This is a genomic window from Streptomyces sp. NPDC104814 (assembly GCF_055583185.1).
Window position 1 is genome coordinate 38,351 of sequence record NZ_JBVJOL010000010.1, and the last position, 22,473, is coordinate 60,823.

Below are 22,473 nucleotides of genomic sequence, written 5' to 3' on the forward strand. Positions count from 1 at the left end.
GGACTTCATGAACGACCACATCCAGCCCGACGGCTCGGACGTACACGAGCACGATCACGGGGCTCTCGGCGACGCCGAGTACGCGGAGTTCATGGAGCTCGCGGCGGAAGAGGGCTTCGACGTCACGGACGTCGAGGGCGCGATCGAGGAGGCCGGGCACGGCCCGCTCCCGGTGCTCGCCGTCGTCGGCCGCCCCAATGTCGGCAAGTCGACCCTGGTGAACCGGATCATCGGCCGCCGTGAGGCCGTCGTCGAGGACAAGCCCGGTGTCACCCGCGACCGTGTCACCTACGAGGCCGAGTGGGCGGGCCGCCGCTTCAAGGTCGTCGACACCGGCGGCTGGGAGCAGGACGTCCTCGGCATCGACGCCTCCGTCGCCGCGCAGGCCGAGTACGCCATCGAGGCCGCCGACGCGGTCGTCTTCGTCGTCGACGCCAAGGTCGGCGCCACCGACACCGACGAGGCCGTCGTACGGCTGCTGCGCAAGGCCGGCAAGCCGGTCGTGCTGTGCGCCAACAAGGTCGACGGCCCGAGCGGCGAGGCCGACGCGTCCTACCTGTGGAACCTCGGTCTGGGCGAGCCGCACCCCGTCTCCGCGCTGCACGGCCGCGGCACCGGCGACATGCTGGACGCCGTCCTGGAGGCGCTGCCCGAGGCGCCCGAGCAGTCCTTCGGCACGGCCGTCGGCGGCCCCCGCCGGATCGCGCTCATCGGCCGCCCGAACGTCGGCAAGTCCTCCCTGCTGAACAAGGTGGCCGGCGAGGAGCGCGTCGTCGTCAACGAGCTGGCGGGCACCACCCGTGACCCGGTCGACGAGCTGATCGAGCTGGGCGGGGTGACCTGGAAGTTCGTGGACACGGCGGGCATCCGCAAGCGCGTCCACCTCCAGCAGGGCGCCGACTACTACGCCTCGCTGCGCACCGCGGCCGCCGTGGAGAAGGCCGAGGTCGCGGTCATCCTGATCGACGCCTCGGAGAACATCTCCGTGCAGGACCAGCGGATCGTCACCATGGCGGTCGAGGCGGGCCGTGCGATCGTCCTCGCCTTCAACAAGTGGGACACCCTCGACGAGGAGCGCCGCTACTACCTGGAGCGGGAGATCGAGACGGAGCTCGGCCAGGTGGCCTGGGCGCCGCGCGTCAACGTCTCGGCCCGCACCGGCCGGCACATGGAGAAGCTGGTCCCGGCGATCGAGACCGCCCTCGCCGGCTGGGAGACGCGTGTTCCGACCGGCCGGCTGAACGCCTTCCTCGGCGAGCTGGTCGCCGCCCACCCGCACCCGATCCGGGGCGGCAAGCAGCCGCGCATCCTGTTCGGCACGCAGGCCGGCACCAAGCCGCCGCGGTTCGTGCTCTTCGCCTCCGGCTTCATCGAGGCGGGCTACCGGCGCTTCATCGAGCGCCGGCTGCGCGAGGAGTTCGGCTTCGAGGGCACGCCGATCCACATCTCCGTGCGCGTGCGCGAGAAGCGCGGCAAGAAGAAGTAGTCCGGACGCCCGAAGGGGGCGGCCCCCGAGTCCGTCACGGACCTGGGGGCCGCCCCCTTCGCGTCCACGGCCGTCAGCTGCCGCCGGGCCGGCCGGGCGGCAGGGCGGCCGGCACGAACTGCGTGGTCCCGCCGGACTGGCCCACCGGGCCGACCCGCTGCCACGCCGACTGCCGGCCCACGCGGGCGCTCTGCGCTCCCGCGCTGTAGGCGCTGTACGAGCTGGAGAACGACCCCGGCCGCGGGTCCGCCGGGCCGCTGTGCCGGATGCTCCCGAAGGCGGTGAACCCCAGATCCTCCTCACCGCTGCGGTCACCCGGCAGCGAGCGGAAGGACTTGACGTACTCGGCGTAGAGCGCGTCGTAGATCGGCGTGGCCGATGGGCCGCGGTGCGACTCCTGCCCCACCCGCGGCGGAGGCGGAACCGAGGAGAAGCTCTGGCGGCGGGGAACGTCGTAACTGTGCACGTGAGTCCCAACGATGCGGCACGTCAAGAGATGCGGCCCCACCCCGCCCCGGCGACGACGCAGGAGGCTGCGGGCTGGGGGGAGGGGGAGGGTGCGGGCCCGACGCGAGGGCCGGGGACGAGGCCGGAGGGCGGCCCGGGGGGGGTGAGGCCGAGAGGCGAGACCCGCCCGGAATCGACCCGGCATGGCGTGGCCCCCCGGGCCGCCGGGTGGCTCACGCTCCGGCGGGGGCCGGCACCCCCGGGTGGCGCAAGCCCCGGCGGGGCGGGGCCCGGGCTGCGGGGGCTCAGGTGCCGGCGAGGGGCAGGGTTGCCGCGACCAGGTGGCCGGTTGCCGCCGCCTTGTCCAGGGCGTCGCGCAGGAGGTCCTCGCGGGGCTGGCGGCCGATGGAGCCCACCGGCGCCGCGAACATCAGTACCTGCTGGTGCTTGTTGGCGGCCGCTCGCCAGCCCTCGGTGACCTGCAGCGGCTGGTGGGCCTGCCACCAGGCCACCGGCTGGCCACCGTCCATCCCGGGCTGGAGGACCGCGTGCAGCTGCCCCATCGCCAGCAGCACGGACCAGCCGTGCAGCACCGGCGGTACGGCGGACAGCTCGGGCAGCGGCATGAAGCCATGCTCGATCAGCAGCGGCAGGAAGTCGTCGCCGGCGCCGGTGGAGCCGGGACGCACGATCGGCCCGGTCGGTTCCACGACCAGCGCCGGGTGCAACTCCCCGGCGATCAGGACCAGTCCGCTGGTCACGCCGAGCACGGCCTGCTCCGGCACCGACTTCACCGGCTCACCCGCGCCACCCCGACCGCCGGCGACGCCGCCGATGGAGCGGACCGCGCCCTGCAGCTGCTCCTCGGTGACCTGGACGACCTGCGAGGGCAGGCAGCCGGCGTGGGCGAAGGCGAGTACGGCGGTCTCGTCGCCGATGAACAGCACCGTGCTGGTGCGTTCGTGCTCGGGGTCGCCCGGGGTACGGCAGGAGGTGCAGTCGTAACTGCCGGGGGCGTTCTCCCCGGCGAGCAGCCGGTCGGCTTCTTCATCGCCGATCTCGGCGCGTACCTCGTCGCTGACGTCGAGCATGCGCGGCACGGGTGGCTCCCTCGGGATGCGGTGCGTTGGCGGCGCCGGGTGGTCCCCGGCTCATGAAGAGCACAACGGACGATCTGTGGTGGGGGTCACGCACGCGCGGGAACGGAATCCCCTCAACCGACGCGTACGGTCAACTCCGCGCCGGAACCGGTCACTCAGAGTCAAGTGTTCGAGCCGTCAAGGATGTTGACTTGGTGAAGTGGCTCACAGGCGGGCGCGGCTGATGGGTCACATGTCGTGAAATTCTCGGATGTAGTGGGTGGCCGGAAATCGCCGATACCCCGGGTAACTCCCAACTGGCCTGGAATGACGGCGAATTGGTTGATGCCGGGCCCTGAGGCTCTCTAGATTCCTCCGCCGTGTGCAACGAGCACCGCTCGAGTACGTCCACCGGTCCGCGCCGTGTCGCGGAGCACCACCCCCGGTGGGCGGGGCGGAGCGCGACCCCCGCGCCGATGCGTGAGGGGTGGCGGCCCGCCTTGGGGGACCTCGAGTAGTCCGAGAGGGATCTACATGTCCGAATGTGCCGATAACACCCGCACCACCGCCCGCAAGACCCTGACCAAGGGTCAGGCCCGGACGACGGCGGTCCTCGCCGGGGCGGCGCTCCTCGCCCCCCTCGGCCTGCTCGCCTCGGCCGGCGGCGCCGCGGCGGCGGAAGGCGGAGTGTGGGACCGCATCGCCCAGTGCGAGAGCGGCGGCAACTGGCACATCAACACCGGCAACGGCTACTACGGCGGACTGCAGTTCTCCGCGAGCACCTGGCGGGCCTACGGGGGCACGGCCTACGCGTCGACCGCCGACCAGGCCTCGCGCTCCGCGCAGATCGCCGTCGCCACGAAGGTCCAGCGCGCCCAGGGCTGGGGCGCCTGGCCGGTCTGTTCGGGCCGCGCCGGGGCGTACGGCGACGCGCCCGCGGCGAACCCCGTCTCGGCGAAGTCGGCGCCGAAGCGGTCGCATTCCACCGCGCACCATTCGACCTCGCACACGTCGACCTCGTCGAAGTCCACCGTGTCCGAGCCGGCGAAGGCGCCGGCCCGTGCGGACGGCCACGCCGGCCGCGGATCCACGCGCGGCGGTGACTACACCGTGCGCCGGGGCGACACGCTCAGCGCCATCGCCGCGCACAACGCCACGAGCTGGCAGCGGATCTACGCCGCGAACAAGAGCGTCATCGGCGGCGACCCCGATCTGATCGAGCCGGGCATGCGGCTCGCGCTGCGGCACCTCTGAGTCACGCCTCGGGGCCCCACCCGGTCTGCCGGCCGGGTGGGGCCCCGAGGGCTGTGCCGCCCCAGGCGGCCGCGCGGGCCGCTCACCTCGCGGATCCCCGCCGTTCCAGCTCCGCCGCCTCGCCGCCGAAGACGACGCTGCCGCGCCGCAGTTCGTACACCACCACCGTCCGGCGGCCGCGCACCGCGGGCGGCAGCCGCTGCTCGGCGAGGACCACACACACGTCGAGCGAGGCCAGCAGCTCGTAGGTGCGGGCGGCCACCGCGGGCGCCATGCCCTGCGTGGGCTCGTCCACGAGTACGGCACGCGCGCGTGCCCCCAGCGCCCGGGCCAGGGCGAGCATGCGCTGCTCCCCGCCGGAGAGCGTGCCGGCGCGGCGGGCGAGCAGCGGCTCCAGCTGCGGATAGGCGGCGAGGGCGGCGTCCTGGGCGCCGGCGGTGAGGGACAGGTTCTCGCGGACGGTGAGGGAGCCGAACACCGCCTGCCGCTCCGGCACCAGGCACAGGCCGCGCCGGGCCCGCTCGTACGCCGGAAGCCGTGTGACGTCCGCGCCGTCCCACAGCACCGCCCCGGCGGCCAGCGGCACGGTCCCGGCGAGCGCGCGCAGGGCGGTGCTGCGGCCGGAGCCGTTGCGGCCCAGCAGCACCGTCAGACCCGGGCCGGGCGCGGTCAGCGTGACACCGTGCAGGGCCTCCAGGGGGCCGTAGCGCACACGCGCGTGACGCAGGGCGAGGGTCATGCGCCCGCCTCCTGTCCGGCCCGGGCGCCGAAGGCGTCCAGGACACGGCCGGGCGGTCCGGAGGCGACGACCCGGCCGGCGGTCATCACATGCACGACGTCGGCGAGGTCGGCGACCAGATCGAGGTCGTGCTCGACGACGAGCAGAGCCGTGCCGTCCGCGGCCAGCGCACGCAGCACCCGGGCCATCGCACTCACCTCGGCGGTGTCCAGCCCGGCGGCCGGCTCGTCCAGCAGCAGCACGCGCGGCCCGCCCGCGAACGCCCGGGCCAGTTCCACGCGGCGCAGCGTGCCGGTGGGCAGTCCGGCGGCGGGCAGCGCCCGGACGGGGCCGTCCAGCCCGAACAGCCGCAGCGCCCGCTCCACCGCCGCCGGATCGGTGACCCTGCCCTGTTCGGCGCCGATACGGACGTTCTCGGCGACGGTGAGGGACGGGAAGACGGCCAGCTGCTGGAAGGTCCGCGCGATGCCCAGCCTGGTACGGGCGTACGCCGGGAGCCGGGTGACGTCCCGTCGCCCGAACAGCACCTGCCCGCGCTCCGGCCGCACGGTCCCGGCCAGGCAGTGGAACAGCGTGCTCTTCCCGGCGCCGTTGGGTCCGACGACCGCGGTGACCCGGCCGTGGGCGACCTCCAGATCGACCCCGTCGAGCGCCGTGAACCCGCCGTACCGGACGCGCAGCCCTCGCGCGGCGAGCACGGGGACGGGCGCGGCGGCGGCGCCCGGACGGCCCCTGGGGCCGTCTGTCCCGGCCGGGGCGGCGTGGACCGGCGCCGGTGGGCCGTCAGCGCGAGCCCCGCCGCCCGCGCCCCGGCCCGGCGACGCGGCCTCCCCGCCTGCGGCTCCCGCCGCCGTCGTAGCCGAACGCCCCGCCGCCGACACCACCGAAGCCGAGGCCGCCCCCGCTGCCGAAGCCGACCCCGCCGCCGACACCGTCGTCGCCGCCCCCGCCGCCCCCGCCGCCCCCGCCGCCGAAGCCGCCCCCGCTGCCGACACCGCGGCCCCCGCCGCCGACACCGCCGTAGCCCCCGTCAGCCCGGCGCCGCCCCGGGGCCGTTCAGGGGCCGGGTGCAGTCGGGTGCGTACGCGGGCGCCCAGCGCCGTCGGGCGGGACCCGCCGCCGGGCCGCAGGCGTTCCGCCGCCGAGCGCAGCGCCTCGTACGGGCCGCCTGGGAAGCGGCCGGCGAACGCCGCCAGGACGCCGACCAGGGCCGCCGCCACCCCGCCGCGCGCGCCCGCGTCCAGCCCGACCAGGAGGGCCGCCGCGACCAGCGCGCCCAGGGTGCTGTCGGCGCCCAGCACGACCACCGCGGCGAACCACAGCAGGCCGCGCACCGGGTCGTACGTGCCCGGGTCGAAGGCGCGCAGCCCCATGCCGAGCAGGCCGCCGCCCAGCGCGGCCAGCGCCGCCCCGCACACGAAGGCGAGCAGCTTGAGCGAGGGCACCTGGACGCCCGCCGCACACGCGCCCCCCTCGTGGTCCCGCATGGCGGCGAGGGCCCGCCCGGTGCGGCCCCGGCGCAGCAGCCGCGTGGCGAGCAGTGCGGCCGCGAGCAGGGCCAGTTCGAGGAGGTAGTAGGCGCGGTCGCCGGCGAACCCGGCCGGGCGGTCCAGGGACAGCCCGGCCGTGGCGTACGGCTGGGCGAAGACGAAACGGCTCACGCCGACGCCGACCGCGAACGTCGCCAGGGCCAGCGCGAGGCCCTGGCGGCCGATCGCGGGCCAGCCGGTGAGCAGCCCGAGCGGCGCCACCATGAGGACCGCGACCGCGAGCGCCGTCAGCTCCGGCAGCCGCGGCAGGACGGGGAAGCGGCCCGCCGCCAGCAGCGCCGTGAACAGCGCGCCCAGGCCCGCGTACGCCGCCTGGCCGAGGGAGATCTGGCCGCCCCGGCCGGTGACCACCACCAGGGACAGCAGCACGATGGCCAGCGCCGGCACCTGCACCGCCGTCCGCAGGTCGGAACCGGCCAGCCCCAGCGGCAGCAGGAACAGCACGACGGCGACGATCCAGGCGCCGTGCGCAGCGGCCGGGGCGCGCGCGATCACCGGGTGGGGGAGCGCGTCGCGGCGGCCGACGCCGGGCAGGACCAGCGCCGCCACCAGCAGCGCCACCACGAACAGGTTCGCGCCGACCGCCTGGAGCAGCGGCTGCGCCCAGCCGGAGGGGTGCAGCCGGGTCAGCTGGCTCTGCGCCACCCCGATCCCGAGCGCGACCACCACCGCGACCGGCAGGCTGCGCATCCGCGCGGCCACCGCGACCGCGACCACCTCCATCACCAGCAGCGGCAGCCCGTACGGGTCGAGACGTACATACGGTGCCAGCAGTGCCCCCGTCAGCCCGGCCGTGAACGCCCCGAACGCCCAGCCCGCGGCGGCCACCCGGTCGGCGTCGATGCCGCCGAGCACGGCCAGCTGCCGGTCGTCCACCACGGCCCGCAGCTCCCGGCCGAACCGGGTCCAGCGGATGACGGCGGACACCCCGGCCGCCAGCAGCAGCGCCACCGCCAGCTGTCCCCAGGGGTCGGCGGACACCAGCTGCGGCGCGTCGTCCCGCGCGCCCTGCCCCCACAGCAGCACGGCGCCGCCGACCAGCAGCACGAACACCCCGATGGAGGCCACCAGGGTGCGCGCCGGGTCGCCGCCGAGCACCGCGAGGGGCCGGAAGACGAACCGTTCCAGCAGCACGCCGATCCCCGGCGCCAGCACCAGCAGCGTCACCACCGCGCCCAGCCACAGCGGCCAGCCCCACACCACCACGCACTGCCGCAGCACGTAGGCGCAGACCATCGCGATCGCCCCGTGCGCGAAGTTGAGGACACCGGTCGCCCGGTAGGTCACGATCAGCCCGATCCCGGTGAGCGCGGCGGCGCTGCCGATCGACAACCCGGCGAGCGTGAGGTCGTAGGTGAGGGAGGACATCAGCCCTCCGCGGTGTCCGGCTCGCAGATCGGGCAGGGGTCCAGCGAGCCGTCCGCGAGCAGCCGGCCGTCCACCGGCAGGGCCTGCGCCTTGCCCGCGACGAGCGGGCAGTCGGCGCGGTGCAGCAGCGTGCCGCCGGGCACCCTCACCGTCCGGGCGCTGACCGCGACCGGCGCCGCGGCGGGGCCGGCCACCATGTCGTCGTTCGCCTCGGCCGCCACCAGCAGCCCGTACAGCGCCTCCATGCGCGCGGCCGCGCGGGCGTCGCGGCCGTGGCTGAGCAGCACCGCCCCGGCGACGATCAGTGCCGCGCCCGGCACCGTGCAGGACGCCAGATAGGGCAGCTGCCGCTCGGCGAACCGCTCGCCGGAGACGCCGTACCAGCCGATGACGCACAGCACCGCGCCCGCGGCCAGCGCCGCCCAGCCGGCCCACAGGACGGGGTGCACGGTCCGCAGCCTCGCTGTCCGCATCGCTGGCTCCCACACGTCACGCAGCCGCCCGGCCTGTCCGGTGTGTCCCCCGTCGACCGATGGCTTGCAGTATGTCTGTTGTGCGCCGACCCTGAAAGCACCGGGCGTAGATCGCCCGGACCGACACCCGGTGGTGAGCCAGATGGTTCTGGGAAGCGACCTCAGGCGGGGGACGGCAGGCACGGGGCGCGGCCCAGGGGCGGCGGGACGGGGTACGGCGCTGGCGGCCGCCCTCGCTCTCATTCTCGCCCCGGCCCTCGCGGCGTGCAGTGACAACAACGGCGGGGGCGGCAAGGCCACGCCGTCCGCCACGCCCCCGGCGCAGCAGACGACCAGCGCCGCGCCGACGGCACCCGCGGACCCGGCCGCGGCGCAGAAGGAGATCAAACAGAACTGGGAGAGGTTCTTCGCCCCGTCGACGTCGCTCAAGGACAAGCAGGCCGTCCTGGAGAACGGCGTCCGGATGGCTCCCGTCCTGTACGCCTTCAGCAAAGACCCGCGCAACCGGCAGGCGCAGGCGAAGGTCACCAAGGTGACGTTCACCTCGGCGACCAGGGCGGCCGTGACGTACGACCTCGTCGTCCAGGGCGCCACGGCCCTGCCGAACGCGGTCGGCACCGCGGTCCAGCAGAACGGCACCTGGAAGGTCTCCGTCAACACACTGTGCGCGCTGGTCAAGCTGAGCGGCAATGCGTCCGCGTCGGCGATCCCGGTCTGCTGACCACGCGGGCCGTGCCGGCCGCACGGCCGGGGCCGCCGCCGCGGCACTGCTGCTCGCCCTGAGCACGGCGTGCGGCAGCCGCCTGCCGGAGCGCGACTTCGAGCAGGGCACGCACACGTCCCCGTCCACGCCGGGGCAGAGCGCGCCGATCCGGGTCGGCATCATCACGAGCGCCACCAGCCCGGTCGGCGGCAGCGCGTTCACCGGCCCGCGGGACGGCGCGCGGGCCTTCTTCGACAAGCTCGACGCGCGCGGCGGCATCGCCGGCCGCCGCATCGAGGTGCACCTGTGCGACGACGGCGGCAGCGGCATCGGCAACAACGCGTGCGTGCAGCGGCTGATCGACGAGGACAAGGTCGTCGCCCTGGTCGCCACCACCGCCCTCGACTACGCGGGCGCCCCGCGCGTGTCCCACGCGGGCGTGCCCGACATCGGCGGCCAGCCCATCGGCGCCGCCTACGACACCTGGGCGCACCTGTACGGCATCTACGGCAGCCTCGCACCGCGCGACGGCACGCCGGGCTGGGGCGGGAAGCTGTACGGCGGCACCGAGGTCTACCGGTACTTCCGGCGCGAGCACGGCGCTCGTACGGCCGCCGTCGTGTCGTACAACCAGTCGGCGTCCGCCGCCTACGCCCGGCTCGTCCAGCGCGGACTGAAGGCCGAGGGGTACAAGGTGGTCACCGAGGAGGTCGACTTCGCGCTGCCCAACTTCCGCGCCGTCGCCGCCGACCTGAAACAGCAGGGCGTCGACCTGGTCTTCGACGCGATCGACACCCACGGCAACGCCCAGCTGTGCCGGGCCATGGACGCGGTCGGCGCGCACGTCACCGCCAAGGTGACCAACGTGCAGAACTGGACCTCGACCGTCCCGCAGGACTACAAGGACGCCCCGCACTGCCGCAACGCCCTGTGGGCCACCGGCGCGAGCCGCAACTACCAGGACACCGGCGACAGCGCGGTGCGGGAGTTCCGGGATGCCACCGCGGGGCTCTCGACGCACTCCCAGTGGCAGCTGGAGGGCTGGGCGGCGGCCCTGTGGTTCACCGACGCGGCCCGCTCCTGCGCGCGGCACGGCATCACGCGCGCGTGCGTGGACGCCTGGATGAACCGCCACGGCAACGGCTACACCGCCGACGGCCTGCTGCTTCCCGTCGAGTTCGCTCGGCTGCCGCAGCCGCCGAAGGACCGCCGCACCTGTCTGTCGGTGGCCCGCTGGCAGGACGGCAAGGGCTGGGTGACGCAGGGCGACATGAACCGCACCTGCTTCGTGGTGCCGCAACTGCCCTACACGCCCTGACCTCGGGTGACCGGGGCCATTGCGGACACTCCCTGTCCGCAAGCCCTGGCAGACTCGGCGCCATGCTGGAGACCTCCGCACGACTGCTGCGCCTGCTGTCCCTGCTCCAGGCCCACCGCGAGTGGTCCGGCCCGGACCTCGCCGAACGGCTCGGCGTCAGCCCGCGCACGGTGCGCCGGGACGTGGACCGGCTGCGCGAGCTCGGCTACCCCGTCAACGCCAGCCCCGGCACCGGCGGCGGCTACCAGCTCGGCGCCGGCGCCGAACTGCCGCCGCTGCTGCTGGACGACGAGGAGGCGGTCGCCGTCGCGGTGGGTCTGCGCACCGCCGCCGGACAGGGCATCGAGGGCATCGGCGAGACCTCCGTGCGGGCCCTGGCCAAGCTGGAGCAGGTGCTGCCGGACCGGCTGCGCCGCCGGGTGAGCGCGCTGAACGCCTTCACCGTGCCGATGCTGCGCCCCGGCCCGCCGACGGCTCCCGTGGACCCGGCCCTGCTCACGGAGCTCGCGCACCTGTGCCGGGACGCCGAGCGGCTGCGCTTCGAGTACCGCACGCACGACGGCGCCACCGGCCGCCGTACCGTCGAACCGCACCGCCTGGTGTGCACCGAGCGCCGCTGGTACCTGGTCGCCTGGGACGTCGAGCGGGACGACTGGCGCACCTTCCGCGTCGACCGCATCACCCCCAAGCCGCCGCACGGACCGCGTTTCACCCCGCGCACCCCGCCCGCCGACGATCTCGCCGCGTACGTCTCCAAGGGCGTCTCCACGCGCGCGTACGCCACCCACGCCACCGTCCGGCTGCTGGTGCCCCTCGCCGAGGCCGCCGAGCGCGTCTCGCCGTCCGCCGGGACGCTGGAGCCGGACGGCCCCGGCGCCTGCCTGCTGCGCACCGGGGCCGGGAGCCTGGACGTGATGGTGATCCACGTGATGATGCTCGGCCTGCCCTTCGAGGTGGTCGAGCCGGCCGGACTGGTCGACGCGCTCAGGACCACCCGGGACCGGCTGGACGCGGCCCTGGCTCGGGCCGCGGGGCCGGCGCCGCGAACCGGGTGAACGGTCGCAGCGCACCGCGGGGGCGTACGGAGATTGTGTGGGGGAACCGTGGACGCACCATGGCGCGCCGACGCATACGCCTTTCGGGAAATCGGCCCGGAAATCACGGCCGGGAGGGTCGGGCCGGGGCATTTTCCGGCAGGGAGCCGGAAGAACCGGCCCCGGCCGCGGGAATGGCGGGCGAATACGCCCGCAAGGAGTAATGAAGGCATCGGGAACCACTCCCGGGTATGACCGGACGCGGTCAAACATGACGGTGTGATCTTGTGACAGAAGCGTGACACCGCCTAGCGTGGCGGTATGGCACCCATTCCCTCCCCGCCGGGGGAGCCGCAGGACAGTCCCGAGGGTTACGTCGGCCTCGACGCCGAGCGGGCCGAGGGCCTCGCGCGTGAGCGCGGATGGTCGACGGTGCGTTCCCTGCCGCCCGGGGCGGTCATCACCATGGAGTACCGCGTGGGCCGGCTGAACTTCGAGGTCAAGGACGGCCGAGTGGCCCGCGCCTGGAAGGGCTGAGGCGCCCGGACGACGACGAAGGCCCCGGTTCCTGCCCGGAACCGGGGCCTTCGTCCGCGCGCGACGTGTGCTGCGCGAGGAGGTGTGGTGCGCGACGGGGGGTGTGCGTACCGGTCCGCCGCGCGGCCGTCAGCCGCCCGTCGGGCGGGCCGCCGGGGTCGTACCGCGCGGCAAGCGGTCCGCGTGCGGCGGGCGGCGGCTGCCGGCCGGGGTGACCGGCGTGCGCTCGGCGCGGGTGGTGTGCGGGCCCGGGGCCAGGTAGACGGGCGCTCGCGGGGCGCGGGCCGTGTCGCGCGCGGCGCGGCCCGTGGGGGCGTCGTCCTGCGCCTGGGGGCGCGAGGGGACCAGGACCGGCGGCGTGACCGGGGCGGCGGGAGCCGGCGCCGTACCGGCGCGGCGGGAGCGCAGGCGGTCGCGCAGGTCGAAGAGCGCGGCCTCGGCGCGGGCGATCAGCGGCTCGCACCACGGCAGCGCGAGCAGGACCAGCAGGCCCGCGGCCCAGCCGAGGAGCACATCGCTCAGCCAGTGCGTCCCGAGGTACACCGTGGACATGCCCACGCCCAGCGCGGTCATCGCCGACAGGGCGGACAGCCAGCGCCTGGCCCTCGGGGTGGAGGCCAGATAGGCCAGGATTCCCCAGGTCACGACGGCGTTGGCGGTGTGGCCGCTGGGAAATATATCGCCGCCCATGCCCATCTCGTTGGAGCCGATCACGGTCGCGTAGTGCGGGCCGAGCCGGCCCATGCCGATCTTCGCGGCGCCCACGGTGATGTTCAGCAACAGCAGAGACGCCCCCAGCGTCAGCAGGGGGCGCAGGGTGTGCTGCCGCCAGGAGCGCCAGCCCAGCCAGGCGGCGACCATCACGGCGGTGGGGCCGCGCTGGCCGAGCACCACGTAGTAGTCGACGAACCAGTGGATCTGCGCCCACTGCTGGTAGGGCCGGAAGAACATGACCTGCCAGTCCAGCCGGACCAGCCACGAGGTGGTCACCACCAGCCACACGATCGCCGCGTAGAAGGCCAGGGTCGAGCCGAACAGCACGACCCTGTGCCGCGTCATCCGCGGTACGTCGATGTGGGCCGGTCGTTCCGGCTCCCTGTCCAGTCTGGTGAACACCCGGTCCAGACGGGTGAGGTTCGGTTCGGTACGCACTCAATCGACGTTACAGCGAGTGAGCTGTCAACCCCTGCGAATCCACGGCTTTGTGATGACGATGTGATGTGGGATTCCTCTCAACAGCGGGTTTAATTCCTGTGAATCTGTAATCGGACTACGCCGCGCCCTGCAATTCCTTTGATCATTCCGGAGCGGGTTTAATGGCTTGTCCGAATGCGTTCACCGTGCGCCCGCCGGGATTTCGCTGCTCGCTCGTGTCGCAGCGTGATCGACCCCGGGCCGGCCGGGCGTCCGCGCCGGACGTCCCGGTCATGCGGGCGAGTGGCGTACGCCACACGGGTTCACCGGAACCGGTGAGACCTCCGCCACGCGAGCGGCGAGCGAATGCGCGTACGCTGACGTGTCACTCGCGTTCGCTGCGCGGGCCGGAGACGACCGCTTCTCTCCGGCCGAGTCGCGGGGGAGTCCCCCTCCCCGCGAGCCCGCCGGGCGCGAGGTTCATCTGGGAGGTAGTACATGTCCGGGACGACCACGGCCGCCGCGCTGCGCCGTCGGGCGGCCGGGGCCGGTGCCAACCGATGGGTCGTCCTCGTCGTCCTGTGTGCCAGCCTGCTGCTCGTCGCCGTCGACGCCACCGTGCTGCACGTGGCGGTGCCCGCCGTCACCGAGGACCTGAGGCCCGGCGCCATCGAGCTGCTCTGGATCGTCGACACCTACCCCCTCGTCTGCGCCTCGCTGCTGATCCTGTTCGGCACGCTCGGCGACAAGATCGGCCGCAGACGCGTCCTGCTGCTCGGCTACGGCCTCTTCGGCATCGCCTCCGCGCTCGCCGCCTTCGCACCGAACGCGCAGGTACTGATCCTCGCGCGGGCCCTCCTCGGCGTGGGCGGCGCGATGATCATGCCCGCCACGCTGTCGATCCTGCGGCAGGTCTTCCCCGACCGGCGCGAGCGGGCGCTCGCGATCGGCGTGTGGAGCGCGGTCGCGGCGGTCGGCGCGGCCGTCGGCCCGCTGCTGGGCGGCTTCCTGCTGGAGCACTTCTGGTGGGGCTCGGTCTTCCTCGTCAACATCCCGCTGATGCTGATCAGCCTCCCGGTGGGCCGGCTGCTGCTGCCCGAGTCGACCGGAGAGGACGACGGCCCCTGGGACGTCGTCGGCGCGCTGATGGCCGCGGCCGGCCTCTTCGGCGCGGTGTTCGGCGTCAAGCGGCTGGGCGGCGGGGAGCCGGCCGGCAGCGCGCTCACCGTGCTGCCCCTGATCGCCGGCGCGGTGCTCCTCGTGCTCTTCGTGCGACGGCAGCGGCGGCGCCGGCACCCGCTGGTGGACCTCGGGATGTTCGCCCGGCCGGCGTTCAGCACCTCCGTCGGGTGCATCGTGCTGGCGATGCTCGCCCTGGTCGGCCTGGAGCTGATCGCGGCGCAGTACCTGCAACTGGTGCTCGGCCTGTCGCCGCTCCAGACCGGTCTGCGGCTGCTGCCGCTGACCTTCGCGGCGATGGCCGCTGGACTGCTCGGGGCGCGGATGCTGCGCCGGTTCGGACCGCGCCGGATGGTGTGCGCCGGCTTCTGCCTGACCGCGGCCGCGGTGGTGGCGCTCACGGCGATGGGCGCGACCGACGACGTGCCTCTGCTGCTGGCCGGCTTCGTGCTGCTCGGCTTCGGGCTGGAGACGACGCTCTTCGGGGCGTACGAGTCGATGCTGAGCGAGGCGCCGGCCGAGCAGTCGGGCGGCGCGGCGGCGATCGGTGAGACGTCGTACCAGCTGGGCGCCGGGATCGGGATCGCGCTGCTCGGCAGTGTGATGAACGCGGCGTACGCGCCGGGGCTCGCGGACGTGCCGGGCGTGCCGGCGCCGGCCTCCCGGGCGGCCGGGCACTCGCTGGGGGAGGCCTACGACATCGCCGGCCGGCTCGGCGGGAGCGCCGGGGACGCCCTGCGGGCGGCGGCGCGCGCCTCCTTCGTCCACGGGCTGCATGTGACGCTGCTGGTGAGCGCGGGCCTGTTGCTGCTGGGCGCGGTGATGGCGCTGCGGCTGCCGAGGATCATGCAGTGCGGCGAGCCGGAGCCGGTGGAGGTTCCCGCGCCCCGGGAGGCGGAGCGCTCGCGCGTCTCGGCGTGACGCCGCACCGGACACATCCGTGGGACTGGACGTACGGGACAGCGCGTCGTAACGTCAGCGGCACCAACCGTAACTAGCGCTGCTAGTTTTCCGCGTTCGCCGGAGGATGCGCCATGTCCTTTGACCCCACCGATCCCCTGGGGATCGACGACCTTCTCGAGCCCGAGGACCTGGCCGTCAGGGACACCGTCCGCAGCTGGGCGGCGGACCGCGTCCTGCCGCACATCGCCGAGTGGTACGAGAAGGGTGAGCTGCCCGGCATCCGCGAGCTGGCGAGGGAACTCGGCGCGATCGGCGCGCTCGGCATGTCCCTGGAGGGCTACGGCTGCGCCGGTGCCTCCGCCGTGCAGTACGGCCTCGCGTGCCTGGAGCTGGAGGCCGCCGACTCCGGCATCCGGTCCCTGGTCTCGGTCCAGGGCTCGCTCGCCATGTACGCCGTCCACCGCTTCGGCAGCGAGGAGCAGAAGCAGACCTGGCTGCCGCGCATGGCCGCCGGCGAGGTCATCGGCTGCTTCGGCCTGACCGAGCCCGACCACGGCTCCGACCCCGCCGCCATGCGGACCCACGCCAAGCGCGACGGCTCCGACTGGGTGCTCAACGGCCGCAAGATGTGGATCACCAACGGCTCGGTCGCCGGTGTCGCGGTCGTCTGGGCGCGCACCGACGACGGCATCCGCGGCTTCGTCGTCCCGACCGACACCCCCGGCTTTGCCGCACCCGAGATCAAGCACAAGTGGTCGCTGCGGGCGAGCGTCACCAGCGAACTGGTGCTGGACGACGTACGGCTGCCGGCCGACGCGGTGCTGCCGGAGGTCACCGGGCTGCGCGGCCCGCTGAGCTGTCTGTCGCACGCCCGCTACGGGATCGTCTGGGGGGCCATGGGCGCGGCCCGGTCCTCGTTCGAGACCGCACTGGAGTACGCCAGGACGCGCGAGCAGTTCGGCCGGCCCATCGGCGGCTTCCAGCTCACGCAGGCCAAGCTCGCCGACATGGCGGTCGAGCTGCACAAGGGGATTCTGCTCGCCCATCACCTCGGGCGGCGCATGGACGCCGGCCGCCTGCGTCCCGAGCAGGTCAGCTTCGGCAAGCTCAACAACGTACGGGAAGCGATCGAGATCTGCCGTACCGCGCGCACCATCCTCGGCGCGAACGGGATCTCGCTGGAGTACCCCGTGATGCGGCACGCGACCAACCTGGAGTCGGTGCTCACCTACGAGGGCACCGTCGAGATGCACCAGCTGGTGCTGGGCAAGGCGCTCACCGGACTCGACGCGTTCCGGTGACGGACCCCGAGCAGGGCGGGGCCGGTGAGCGGCCCCGCCTCAGCTCTGGTTGAAGAAACCGTCCGAACGGTGCGCGGCGGGCTCGCCGCAGATGATCTCCGTGTCGGCCGGGGACAGCAGGAACACACGCGTGGAGATCCGGTCGATCGAGCCGCGCAGCCCGAAGATGAGCCCCGCCGCGAAGTCCACCACGCGCTTGGCGTCGCCGGGCTCCATGGCCGTGAGGTTCATGATGACCGGTACCCCCTCGCGGAACAGCTCGCCGATCGCGCGGGCGTCCCGGAAGCTGTCCGGCGTCACCGTGCCGATCCGGCGGCCCTTCTCCTCGGCCGTGTCCGTTGCCACCTTCACCCGGGGGTCGGTGACCCAGGCGTCCCCGGACTCGGTCCCCTCGGTGTAGTCGTCGTCGTAGTAGCGCTCGTCATCGTTGTCGTCGACGAGGCCGAGCCACGCACTCGCCTTGCGCACCGATCCCATGGACGCCTCCTCTCACAGCGGCCTTGTCTTGCCTTCCGCATTCCCCATGGTCGTCCATGATGCGGATGTCGCGCCAAGTGGATAGACGCCGTGCGGGGGGTTTGTGACGGTACTGGTGCACAGCCGATCCGTCGAGAGCCCGGGTGTCCCAAGGGTCGTGACTCAAACGGCTGCTGACTGTGAGTGAAATATGATTCTTCCCGGCGTCCGGGTGACGGACGGGGCGTACGGGTGAACGGGGGCGCGTGGTGTTCGGAATCGTAAGGCCCTGCCGGCATCGGCTCGGCGAGGCGCTCGGGGTGCAGTGGGTGGCTCATCTGTGCGGGCTGTGTCTGGCACTGCGCAAGGATCACGGACAGTTCGCCCGAATCGTGACGAACTATGACGGACTGCTCATATCGGTTCTGACGGAGGCTCAGACCGCGAAGACCGCAGGTGGGTGGCGTACGGCCGGACCGTGTCCGCTGCGCGGGATGCGCACCGCATCCGTCGCCCAGGGGGAGGGCGCTCGACTGGCCGCCGCGGTGTCGCTGGTGCTCGCCTCCGCGAAGGTGCACGACCATGTCGCCGACCGTGACGGGCTGCTGGGCCGGCGGCCGGTGGCGCTCGCCGCCCGCCGGGTCGCCGAAGGCTGGGCGCGGGCCGGGGAACGGGGCGGCGCCGCCGTCGGTTTCGACACCGCCGTCCTCGTCGACGCCGTCGACCGGCAGAGCGGCCTGGAGGCGCTGGCCGGGCCCGGCACACCGGTCCTGACCGTCACGGAACCCACCGAGACGGCCACCGCCGCCGCCTTCGCGCACACCGCCGTGCTGGCCGGCCGTCCCGGCAACGCGGCACCGCTCGCCGAGGCCGGCCGGCTCTTCGGACGGCTCGCCCACCTGCTGGACGCGGTCGAGGACCGGGACGCCGACGCGGCGTCCGGCGCCTGGAACCCGCTGACGGCCACCGGCACCTCCCTCACCGACGCCCGCCGGCTGGCGGACGACGCCGTGCACGGCATCCGTCTCGCCCTGCGGGACGTGGAGTTCGCCGACGGCCGGCTCGCGCACCGGCTGCTGGTGCACGAACTGGGCCGCTCGGTGGACCGGGCGTTCGGCACCGCCTCGTGCGGCCACCGGCCCGAGGGCGCCTTCGGACCGCCCCCGCCGGGCACCCCCTCGTACCTGCCGGGCGACCCCTTCGGTGCGCAGTCGCCGTACAAGGGCCCGCGCGGCTTCTGGGCCGGGTGCGCGGCCGCGATCGGGCTGTGCTGCACCTGCAAGGTGTGCTGTGCCGACGAGTTCGAGGGGCCGTGGTCGCGCAAGCGGCGCGAAGGGTGCTGCCAGAACTGCGACTGCGACTGCCCGTGCAACGGCTGCGACGGGTGCGACGGCTGCGACTGCTGCTGTCCGTGCGACGGTTGCTGAACCGGCGTGGGGCCCGGCCGCCGAACGGGCCGGTGTCTAGGAGGACTTCAGCTCCGGCGGCGAGATCTGTGACGTCCTGATCGCCGATCCCGTCGTCCCCCACTTCTTCAGGATCGCCTCGTACGTGCCGTCCGCGATCAGCTTGTTCACCGCGGCCCGGAACGCGGGCGCCAGCGCGGTGCCCTTCTTGAAGGCGAAGCCGACGTCGAGGCGGTGGTACTCGTTGAGGAACTTCAGGCCCGGCTGGTGGGCGACGGCGTAGCGCAGGCCGTTGATGGTGGACATCACCACGTCGCTGCGGCCCTGCTGCACCGACGACCAGATCGCGCCCGGCTCGCCGTACGTCTGCACCGTGTACGCCTTCTTGCCGGCGTCCGTGCACAGGTGCTTGTTCTTCTCCAGAGTGGCCTCGAAGGTGGTGCCGGCGCCGGTGGCGACGTTCAGGCCGCACAGCTGCGTCAGATCGGTGATCTTGTGCAGGTCGCTGTCCTTGCGGGTGGCGAAGCCCTGTCCGTCGTTGATGTAGGTGACGAAGTCGATGGTCTTGCGGCGCTCGTCGGTGACGCCGAAGTTGCTGGCGCCGACGTCGTACTTGCCGCTGTCCAGGGCGGGCAGGATCGCCTCGAACCCCGCCTGCTCCACCTTCAGCCGCAGGCCGAGGACGCGGGCGACGGCCTTGGTGAAGTCGACGTCCTGACCGGTCAGCGTCTTGCCGTCGTCCAGATAGGTGGTGCCGGGCGGTGTGCCGCCGACGCTGATCGCGACGGTGACGTCCCGCACGCCGGCCGGCAGCAGTCTCGCGGCCGCGCTGTCCTTGCGGACGCCGGAGACGACGTCCTTCGTGGGCACCTTGTCGGCGGCCGCCGCCGCGCCGGCCGCGTCCGCCGCGCCGCTGGAGCCGGAACCGCACGCGCTGAGGAGCAGGGCAGCCGAGGTGATCAGGGCGAACGGGGTGAAATGCCTCAAGCGGGTACGTGTGGACGTACGCATGGTGTGCGGTCTCCTGTGAGCAGCAGAAAAGGGGCGTGGAAACGCCGGGGAACAACGCGAGGGGAGGGGTGCGCGTGTGAAGGCATGCGGAGAGAAACACGAAAGGAGCGCCCGCCGGATCAGGGCGGCGGAAGGCGCAGGGGGTCAGCTCAACAGGAACAGGACCACACGCGACCGAAGTCGATGTGGGAGCGCGAGACCAGCCACTGCGGATGCATGGGCCAAGTGGAACAGGTCCCCGGTTGTGCGTCAACCGACTTGAGACGTACGGCTCATAGTGTGGACAGCCTTGACAGCGAGGGGAAACGGACCCGTACAGTCGTGCGACGGCCCTGCTGAGGGGCTCGGCCGTACCGCGCCGCTCGGCGCGCCCCGTGTGAAGGCACCACCCGTGTACGACCTACCTGGTCACGGAGCCTTCGCATGTCTTCCGACACCCTCGCCAAAGTGCCCGCGGCGCCCGGCATCCCACAAGCGGCCGACACCCCGCGCATCGTGCCCCGGCGCCGCTACGGCCAGTGGGCGGCCGCCGTCGTCGTCCTCGTCGCGCTCGCCCTCGCGCTCACCTCCGTCTCGCGCAACGACGCCTTCCAATGGGACGTCGTCGCCGCGTACTTCACCACCGACTCCGTGCTGCGCGGCCTGTGGCTCACCCTGTGGCTGACCGCCGTCGTGATGGCCCTCGGCTTCGCGCTCGGCACCCTGCTCGCCGCAGCCCGCCTGTCCGCCAACCCCGTGCTGCGCGCGGTGAGCTGGGGCTACGTCTGGCTGTTCCGTTCCATCCCGATCCTGGTCCAGCTGCTGCTGTGGTTCAACATCGGGGCGCTGTACCCCCGCGTCCTCGGCGTGCGGACGGTCGACCTGCTCAGCCCGGTCGCCGTCGCCGTCATCGGCCTGACCCTGCACGAGGCCGCGTACGCCGCCGAGGTGGTGCGCGGCGGCATCCTCTCCGTCGACCGCGGACAGATCGAGGCCGCCCAGGCGCTCGGTCTGGGCCGCCTGCGCCGCTGGTGGCGGATCGTGCTGCCGCAGGCCATGCGCTCCATCGTGCCGCCGGCCGGCAACATGCTGATCGGCACCCTGAAGGGCACCTCCATCGTCAGCGTCATCGCCGTCAACGACCTGCTGTTCTCCACGCAGTTGATCTACCACCGCACCTACCAGGTGATCCCGCTGCTGATGGTCGCGACCCTCTGGTACACCGTCGTCACCTCACTGCTCGGCATCGGCCAGCATTACCTCGAGAAGCGGTACGCGCGCGGAACGGAGCCGCGGCGATGAGGCCCGCCCTGGTCATCGTCGGCGCCGGCCCGCGGGGGACCGGCGTCATCGAGCGGATCGCCGCCAACGCCCCGGAGCTGTACGCCGGTTCCGGCCTCGACATCCACCTCGTGGACCCGTACCCGCCGGGCGCCGGACGTGTCTGGCGCGCCGCCCAGTCACCCCTGCTCTGGATGAACTCGCATGCCGCGGACATCACCATGTTCACCGACGACACCGTCGACATGGCCGGCCCCGTGCGCCCCGGCCCCACCCTGCACGAATGGGCCGGCATCGACGGCCGCACCTTCGCCGACCGGCAGCTGCATGGCGCCTACCTGAGCTGGGTGCACCAGCAGACCCTGGCCGCGCTGCCCCCGGGTATCACCGTCCACCACCACCGACGCCGCGCCCTGCGCGTCAGCGGTCCCCGCGAAGGCCGCCAGCAGGTGTGGCTGGAGGGCCGCCCCCGGCCCCTCCTCGCCGACCTGGTGGTGCTCACCGTCGGCCATCTCGACGCCGAACCCGACGACGAACAGCACCGCTTGACCGCGTACGCCCGGGAGCACGGCCTGGTCCACCTGCCGCCGGACTACACCGCCGACAGCGACCTGACCGCGCTCGCGCCCGGCGAGAAGGTCCTGGTGCGCGGCTTCGGGCTCGCCTTCGTCGACCTGATGGTGCTGCTCACCGAGGGCCGCGGAGGCCGCTACGACGGCGACACCTACGTCCCGTCCGGGCGCGAGCCGGTGCTGTACGTCGGGTCGCGGCGCGGAGTGCCGTACCACGCGAAGATCGGTTACGACCTCACCGGCGAGCGGCCGCCGCTGCCGCGCTTCCTCGGACCCGCGCAGACCGCCGAGCTGCTGGCCCGGCCCGGAGGGTTCGACTTCCGCAGGGACGTATGGCCCTTGGTGGCGAAGGAACTCGGCTTCGCCCACTACCACCGCCTGTTCACCGCCCACCCCGAGCGGACGGCCGTCTCCTGGGCGGTCTTCGAGAAGAAGTACGCCACGGCCGGCGGCGCCGACCTGGACGCCCTGGTCGCCGCGGCCGTGCCCGACGTACGCGACCGCCTCGACCTCGCCGCCCTGGACCGGCCGCTGGACGGCGTGCGGTACGCCTCCCCCGACGCCCTTCAGGAAGGGCTGCGGGCCTACGTGGAGGAGGACCTGCGGCGCCGCCACGACCCGGCGCACAGCCCGGACCTGGCCGTCTTCTTCGCCCTGCTCTCGGTGTACGGGCAGCTGGTGCGGCTCGGCGACGTCGGCACCTGGTGGCACGGGTTCTTCAGCTCCCTCGCCTCCGGGCCGCCCGCACCCCGGCTGCGGCAGCTGCTCGTGCTGTCCCGGGCCGGGATCGTCCGCTTCGTCGGCGCCGGCATGGAGGTGGCCGCCGAGGACGGCGTGTTCCGCGCCTCCAGCCCCACCGTGCCGGGTGTGCTGATCGAGGCGCGGGCGCTGGTCGAGGCGCGGCTGCCCGCGCCGACGGTCAGTGGCAGCCGCGACCCCCTGCTGCGCGAACTGCACGCCGACGGGGCCGCCGAGACCCCGGACGGGCTGCTGCGCGTCGACCCCGCCGACGGACGGATCCTCGACCGTGCCGGGCGGCCGCATCCGCGCCGCTTCGCGCTCGGCCCCCATACCGATGCCCGCTCCTCCGGCGCGTTCACCCGGCCCCGCACCGGCGGGCCGGCGTTCCGGCAGAACGACGCCACCGCACGCTCCGCGCTGACCTTCCTGCGCTCCCTCGCCCGCCCCGCGGCCGCCTGACCCCCCTTTTTCACCACCTTTCGACACCTTTCGCCACCTTTCGCCACCCTTCGACACCTGAGG

At 73.6% G+C, this 22,473-nt stretch carries 19 protein-coding genes; 11 read left to right on the forward strand and 8 right to left on the reverse strand.

Going from position 1 to position 22,473, the window contains the following annotated elements; all coding sequences use genetic code 11:
• Positions 1 to 7 precede the first annotated feature (7 nt).
• Complete coding sequence (der, locus tag ACZ64A_RS28550; RefSeq protein ID WP_469814363.1) at positions 8 to 1,486, forward strand: ribosome biogenesis GTPase Der; 1,479 nt, start codon at positions 8 to 10, stop codon at positions 1,484 to 1,486.
• 73 nt (positions 1,487 to 1,559) lie between these two features.
• Here der and ACZ64A_RS28555 read toward each other — a convergent pair whose 3' ends face one another.
• Positions 1,560 to 1,952 (reverse strand): hypothetical protein, encoded by a 393-nt coding sequence (locus ACZ64A_RS28555; RefSeq protein ID WP_469814364.1) that lies wholly within the window; start codon positions 1,950 to 1,952, stop codon positions 1,560 to 1,562.
• Between the two features lie 286 nt (positions 1,953 to 2,238).
• The gene (locus ACZ64A_RS28560) at positions 2,239 to 3,033 is read right to left on the reverse strand and encodes a hypothetical protein (protein WP_469814365.1); all 795 of its coding nucleotides are present in this window, start codon (positions 3,031 to 3,033) and stop codon (positions 2,239 to 2,241) included.
• A 513-nt stretch (positions 3,034 to 3,546) separates the two neighbouring features.
• Here ACZ64A_RS28560 and ACZ64A_RS28565 point away from each other — a divergent pair.
• Entirely contained in the window at positions 3,547 to 4,266 is a 720-nt protein-coding gene (locus tag ACZ64A_RS28565) for a transglycosylase family protein (RefSeq protein WP_469814367.1), read from the forward strand.
• 82 nt (positions 4,267 to 4,348) lie between these two features.
• Here ACZ64A_RS28565 and ACZ64A_RS28570 read toward each other — a convergent pair whose 3' ends face one another.
• The 3 genes from ACZ64A_RS28570 to ACZ64A_RS28580 are packed head-to-tail and all read right to left on the reverse strand — an operon-like array spanning position 4,349 to position 8,396.
• Positions 4,349 to 5,005 (reverse strand): ATP-binding cassette domain-containing protein, encoded by a 657-nt coding sequence (locus tag ACZ64A_RS28570; RefSeq protein ID WP_469814368.1) that lies wholly within the window; start codon positions 5,003 to 5,005, stop codon positions 4,349 to 4,351.
• Positions 5,002 to 7,923: an ABC transporter permease subunit gene (locus tag ACZ64A_RS28575; RefSeq protein ID WP_469814370.1), complete on the reverse strand. Its 2,922-nt coding sequence runs from the start codon at positions 7,921 to 7,923 to the stop codon at positions 5,002 to 5,004. The genes ACZ64A_RS28570 and ACZ64A_RS28575 overlap by 4 nt, the downstream gene beginning before the upstream one ends.
• The gene (locus ACZ64A_RS28580) at positions 7,923 to 8,396 is read right to left on the reverse strand and encodes a hypothetical protein (protein WP_469814371.1); all 474 of its coding nucleotides are present in this window, start codon (positions 8,394 to 8,396) and stop codon (positions 7,923 to 7,925) included. The genes ACZ64A_RS28575 and ACZ64A_RS28580 overlap by 1 nt, the downstream gene beginning before the upstream one ends.
• A 142-nt stretch (positions 8,397 to 8,538) precedes the next feature.
• Here ACZ64A_RS28580 and ACZ64A_RS28585 point away from each other — a divergent pair, with 142 nt between their 5' ends.
• From ACZ64A_RS28585 to ACZ64A_RS28600, 4 genes are all read left to right on the forward strand, one after another.
• Positions 8,539 to 9,117, forward strand: a complete 579-nt coding sequence (locus ACZ64A_RS28585) for an MTB12 C-terminal domain-containing protein (protein WP_469814373.1) — start codon at positions 8,539 to 8,541, stop codon at positions 9,115 to 9,117.
• Positions 9,086 to 10,417: an ABC transporter substrate-binding protein gene (locus ACZ64A_RS28590; protein WP_469814374.1), complete on the forward strand. Its 1,332-nt coding sequence runs from the start codon at positions 9,086 to 9,088 to the stop codon at positions 10,415 to 10,417. The genes ACZ64A_RS28585 and ACZ64A_RS28590 overlap by 32 nt, the downstream gene beginning before the upstream one ends.
• Positions 10,418 to 10,479: 62 nt before the next feature.
• On the forward strand, positions 10,480 to 11,472 hold the full coding sequence (locus tag ACZ64A_RS28595; protein ID WP_469814376.1) for a helix-turn-helix transcriptional regulator: 993 nt from the start codon (positions 10,480 to 10,482) through the stop codon (positions 11,470 to 11,472).
• A gap of 300 nt (positions 11,473 to 11,772) precedes the next feature.
• Entirely contained in the window at positions 11,773 to 11,988 is a 216-nt protein-coding gene (locus tag ACZ64A_RS28600; RefSeq protein ID WP_469814378.1) for an I78 family peptidase inhibitor, read from the forward strand.
• 129 nt (positions 11,989 to 12,117) lie between these two features.
• Here the strand turns inward: ACZ64A_RS28600 and ACZ64A_RS28605 are convergent, their stop codons facing one another.
• Positions 12,118 to 13,140 (reverse strand): phosphatase PAP2 family protein, encoded by a 1,023-nt coding sequence (locus ACZ64A_RS28605; RefSeq protein ID WP_469814379.1) that lies wholly within the window; start codon positions 13,138 to 13,140, stop codon positions 12,118 to 12,120.
• A 480-nt stretch (positions 13,141 to 13,620) separates the two neighbouring features.
• On the opposite strand from ACZ64A_RS28605, the gene ACZ64A_RS28610 reads away from it, so the two are divergent.
• Both ACZ64A_RS28610 and ACZ64A_RS28615 read left to right on the forward strand, forming a co-directional pair.
• Positions 13,621 to 15,222 (forward strand): MFS transporter, encoded by a 1,602-nt coding sequence (locus ACZ64A_RS28610; RefSeq protein WP_469814381.1) that lies wholly within the window; start codon positions 13,621 to 13,623, stop codon positions 15,220 to 15,222.
• A 113-nt stretch (positions 15,223 to 15,335) separates the two neighbouring features.
• Positions 15,336 to 16,505 carry an acyl-CoA dehydrogenase family protein gene (locus ACZ64A_RS28615; RefSeq protein WP_469814383.1) on the forward strand — a complete coding sequence of 390 codons (1,170 nt, stop codon included), beginning with the start codon at positions 15,336 to 15,338 and terminating at the stop codon, positions 16,503 to 16,505.
• Positions 16,506 to 16,544: 39 nt separating this feature from the next.
• Here the strand turns inward: ACZ64A_RS28615 and ACZ64A_RS28620 are convergent, their stop codons facing one another.
• Entirely contained in the window at positions 16,545 to 16,982 is a 438-nt protein-coding gene (locus tag ACZ64A_RS28620) for a cell division protein SepF (RefSeq protein ID WP_361625813.1), read from the reverse strand.
• 248 nt (positions 16,983 to 17,230) lie between these two features.
• Here ACZ64A_RS28620 and ACZ64A_RS28625 point away from each other — a divergent pair, with 248 nt between their 5' ends.
• Positions 17,231 to 18,388: a DUF5685 family protein gene (locus ACZ64A_RS28625; protein ID WP_469814385.1), complete on the forward strand. Its 1,158-nt coding sequence runs from the start codon at positions 17,231 to 17,233 to the stop codon at positions 18,386 to 18,388.
• Positions 18,389 to 18,424: 36 nt separating this feature from the next.
• Here the strand turns inward: ACZ64A_RS28625 and ACZ64A_RS28630 are convergent, their stop codons facing one another.
• Positions 18,425 to 19,378, reverse strand: a complete 954-nt coding sequence (locus ACZ64A_RS28630; RefSeq protein WP_469814386.1) for an ABC transporter substrate-binding protein — start codon at positions 19,376 to 19,378, stop codon at positions 18,425 to 18,427.
• A gap of 423 nt (positions 19,379 to 19,801) precedes the next feature.
• Here ACZ64A_RS28630 and ACZ64A_RS28635 point away from each other — a divergent pair, with 423 nt between their 5' ends.
• Complete coding sequence (locus ACZ64A_RS28635) at positions 19,802 to 20,659, forward strand: amino acid ABC transporter permease (protein ID WP_469814388.1); 858 nt, start codon at positions 19,802 to 19,804, stop codon at positions 20,657 to 20,659.
• Positions 20,656 to 22,410, forward strand: coding sequence for an FAD/NAD(P)-binding protein (locus tag ACZ64A_RS28640; protein WP_469814389.1), 1,755 nt, complete (start codon positions 20,656 to 20,658; stop codon positions 22,408 to 22,410). The genes ACZ64A_RS28635 and ACZ64A_RS28640 overlap by 4 nt, the downstream gene beginning before the upstream one ends.
• Positions 22,411 to 22,473 lie beyond the last annotated feature (63 nt).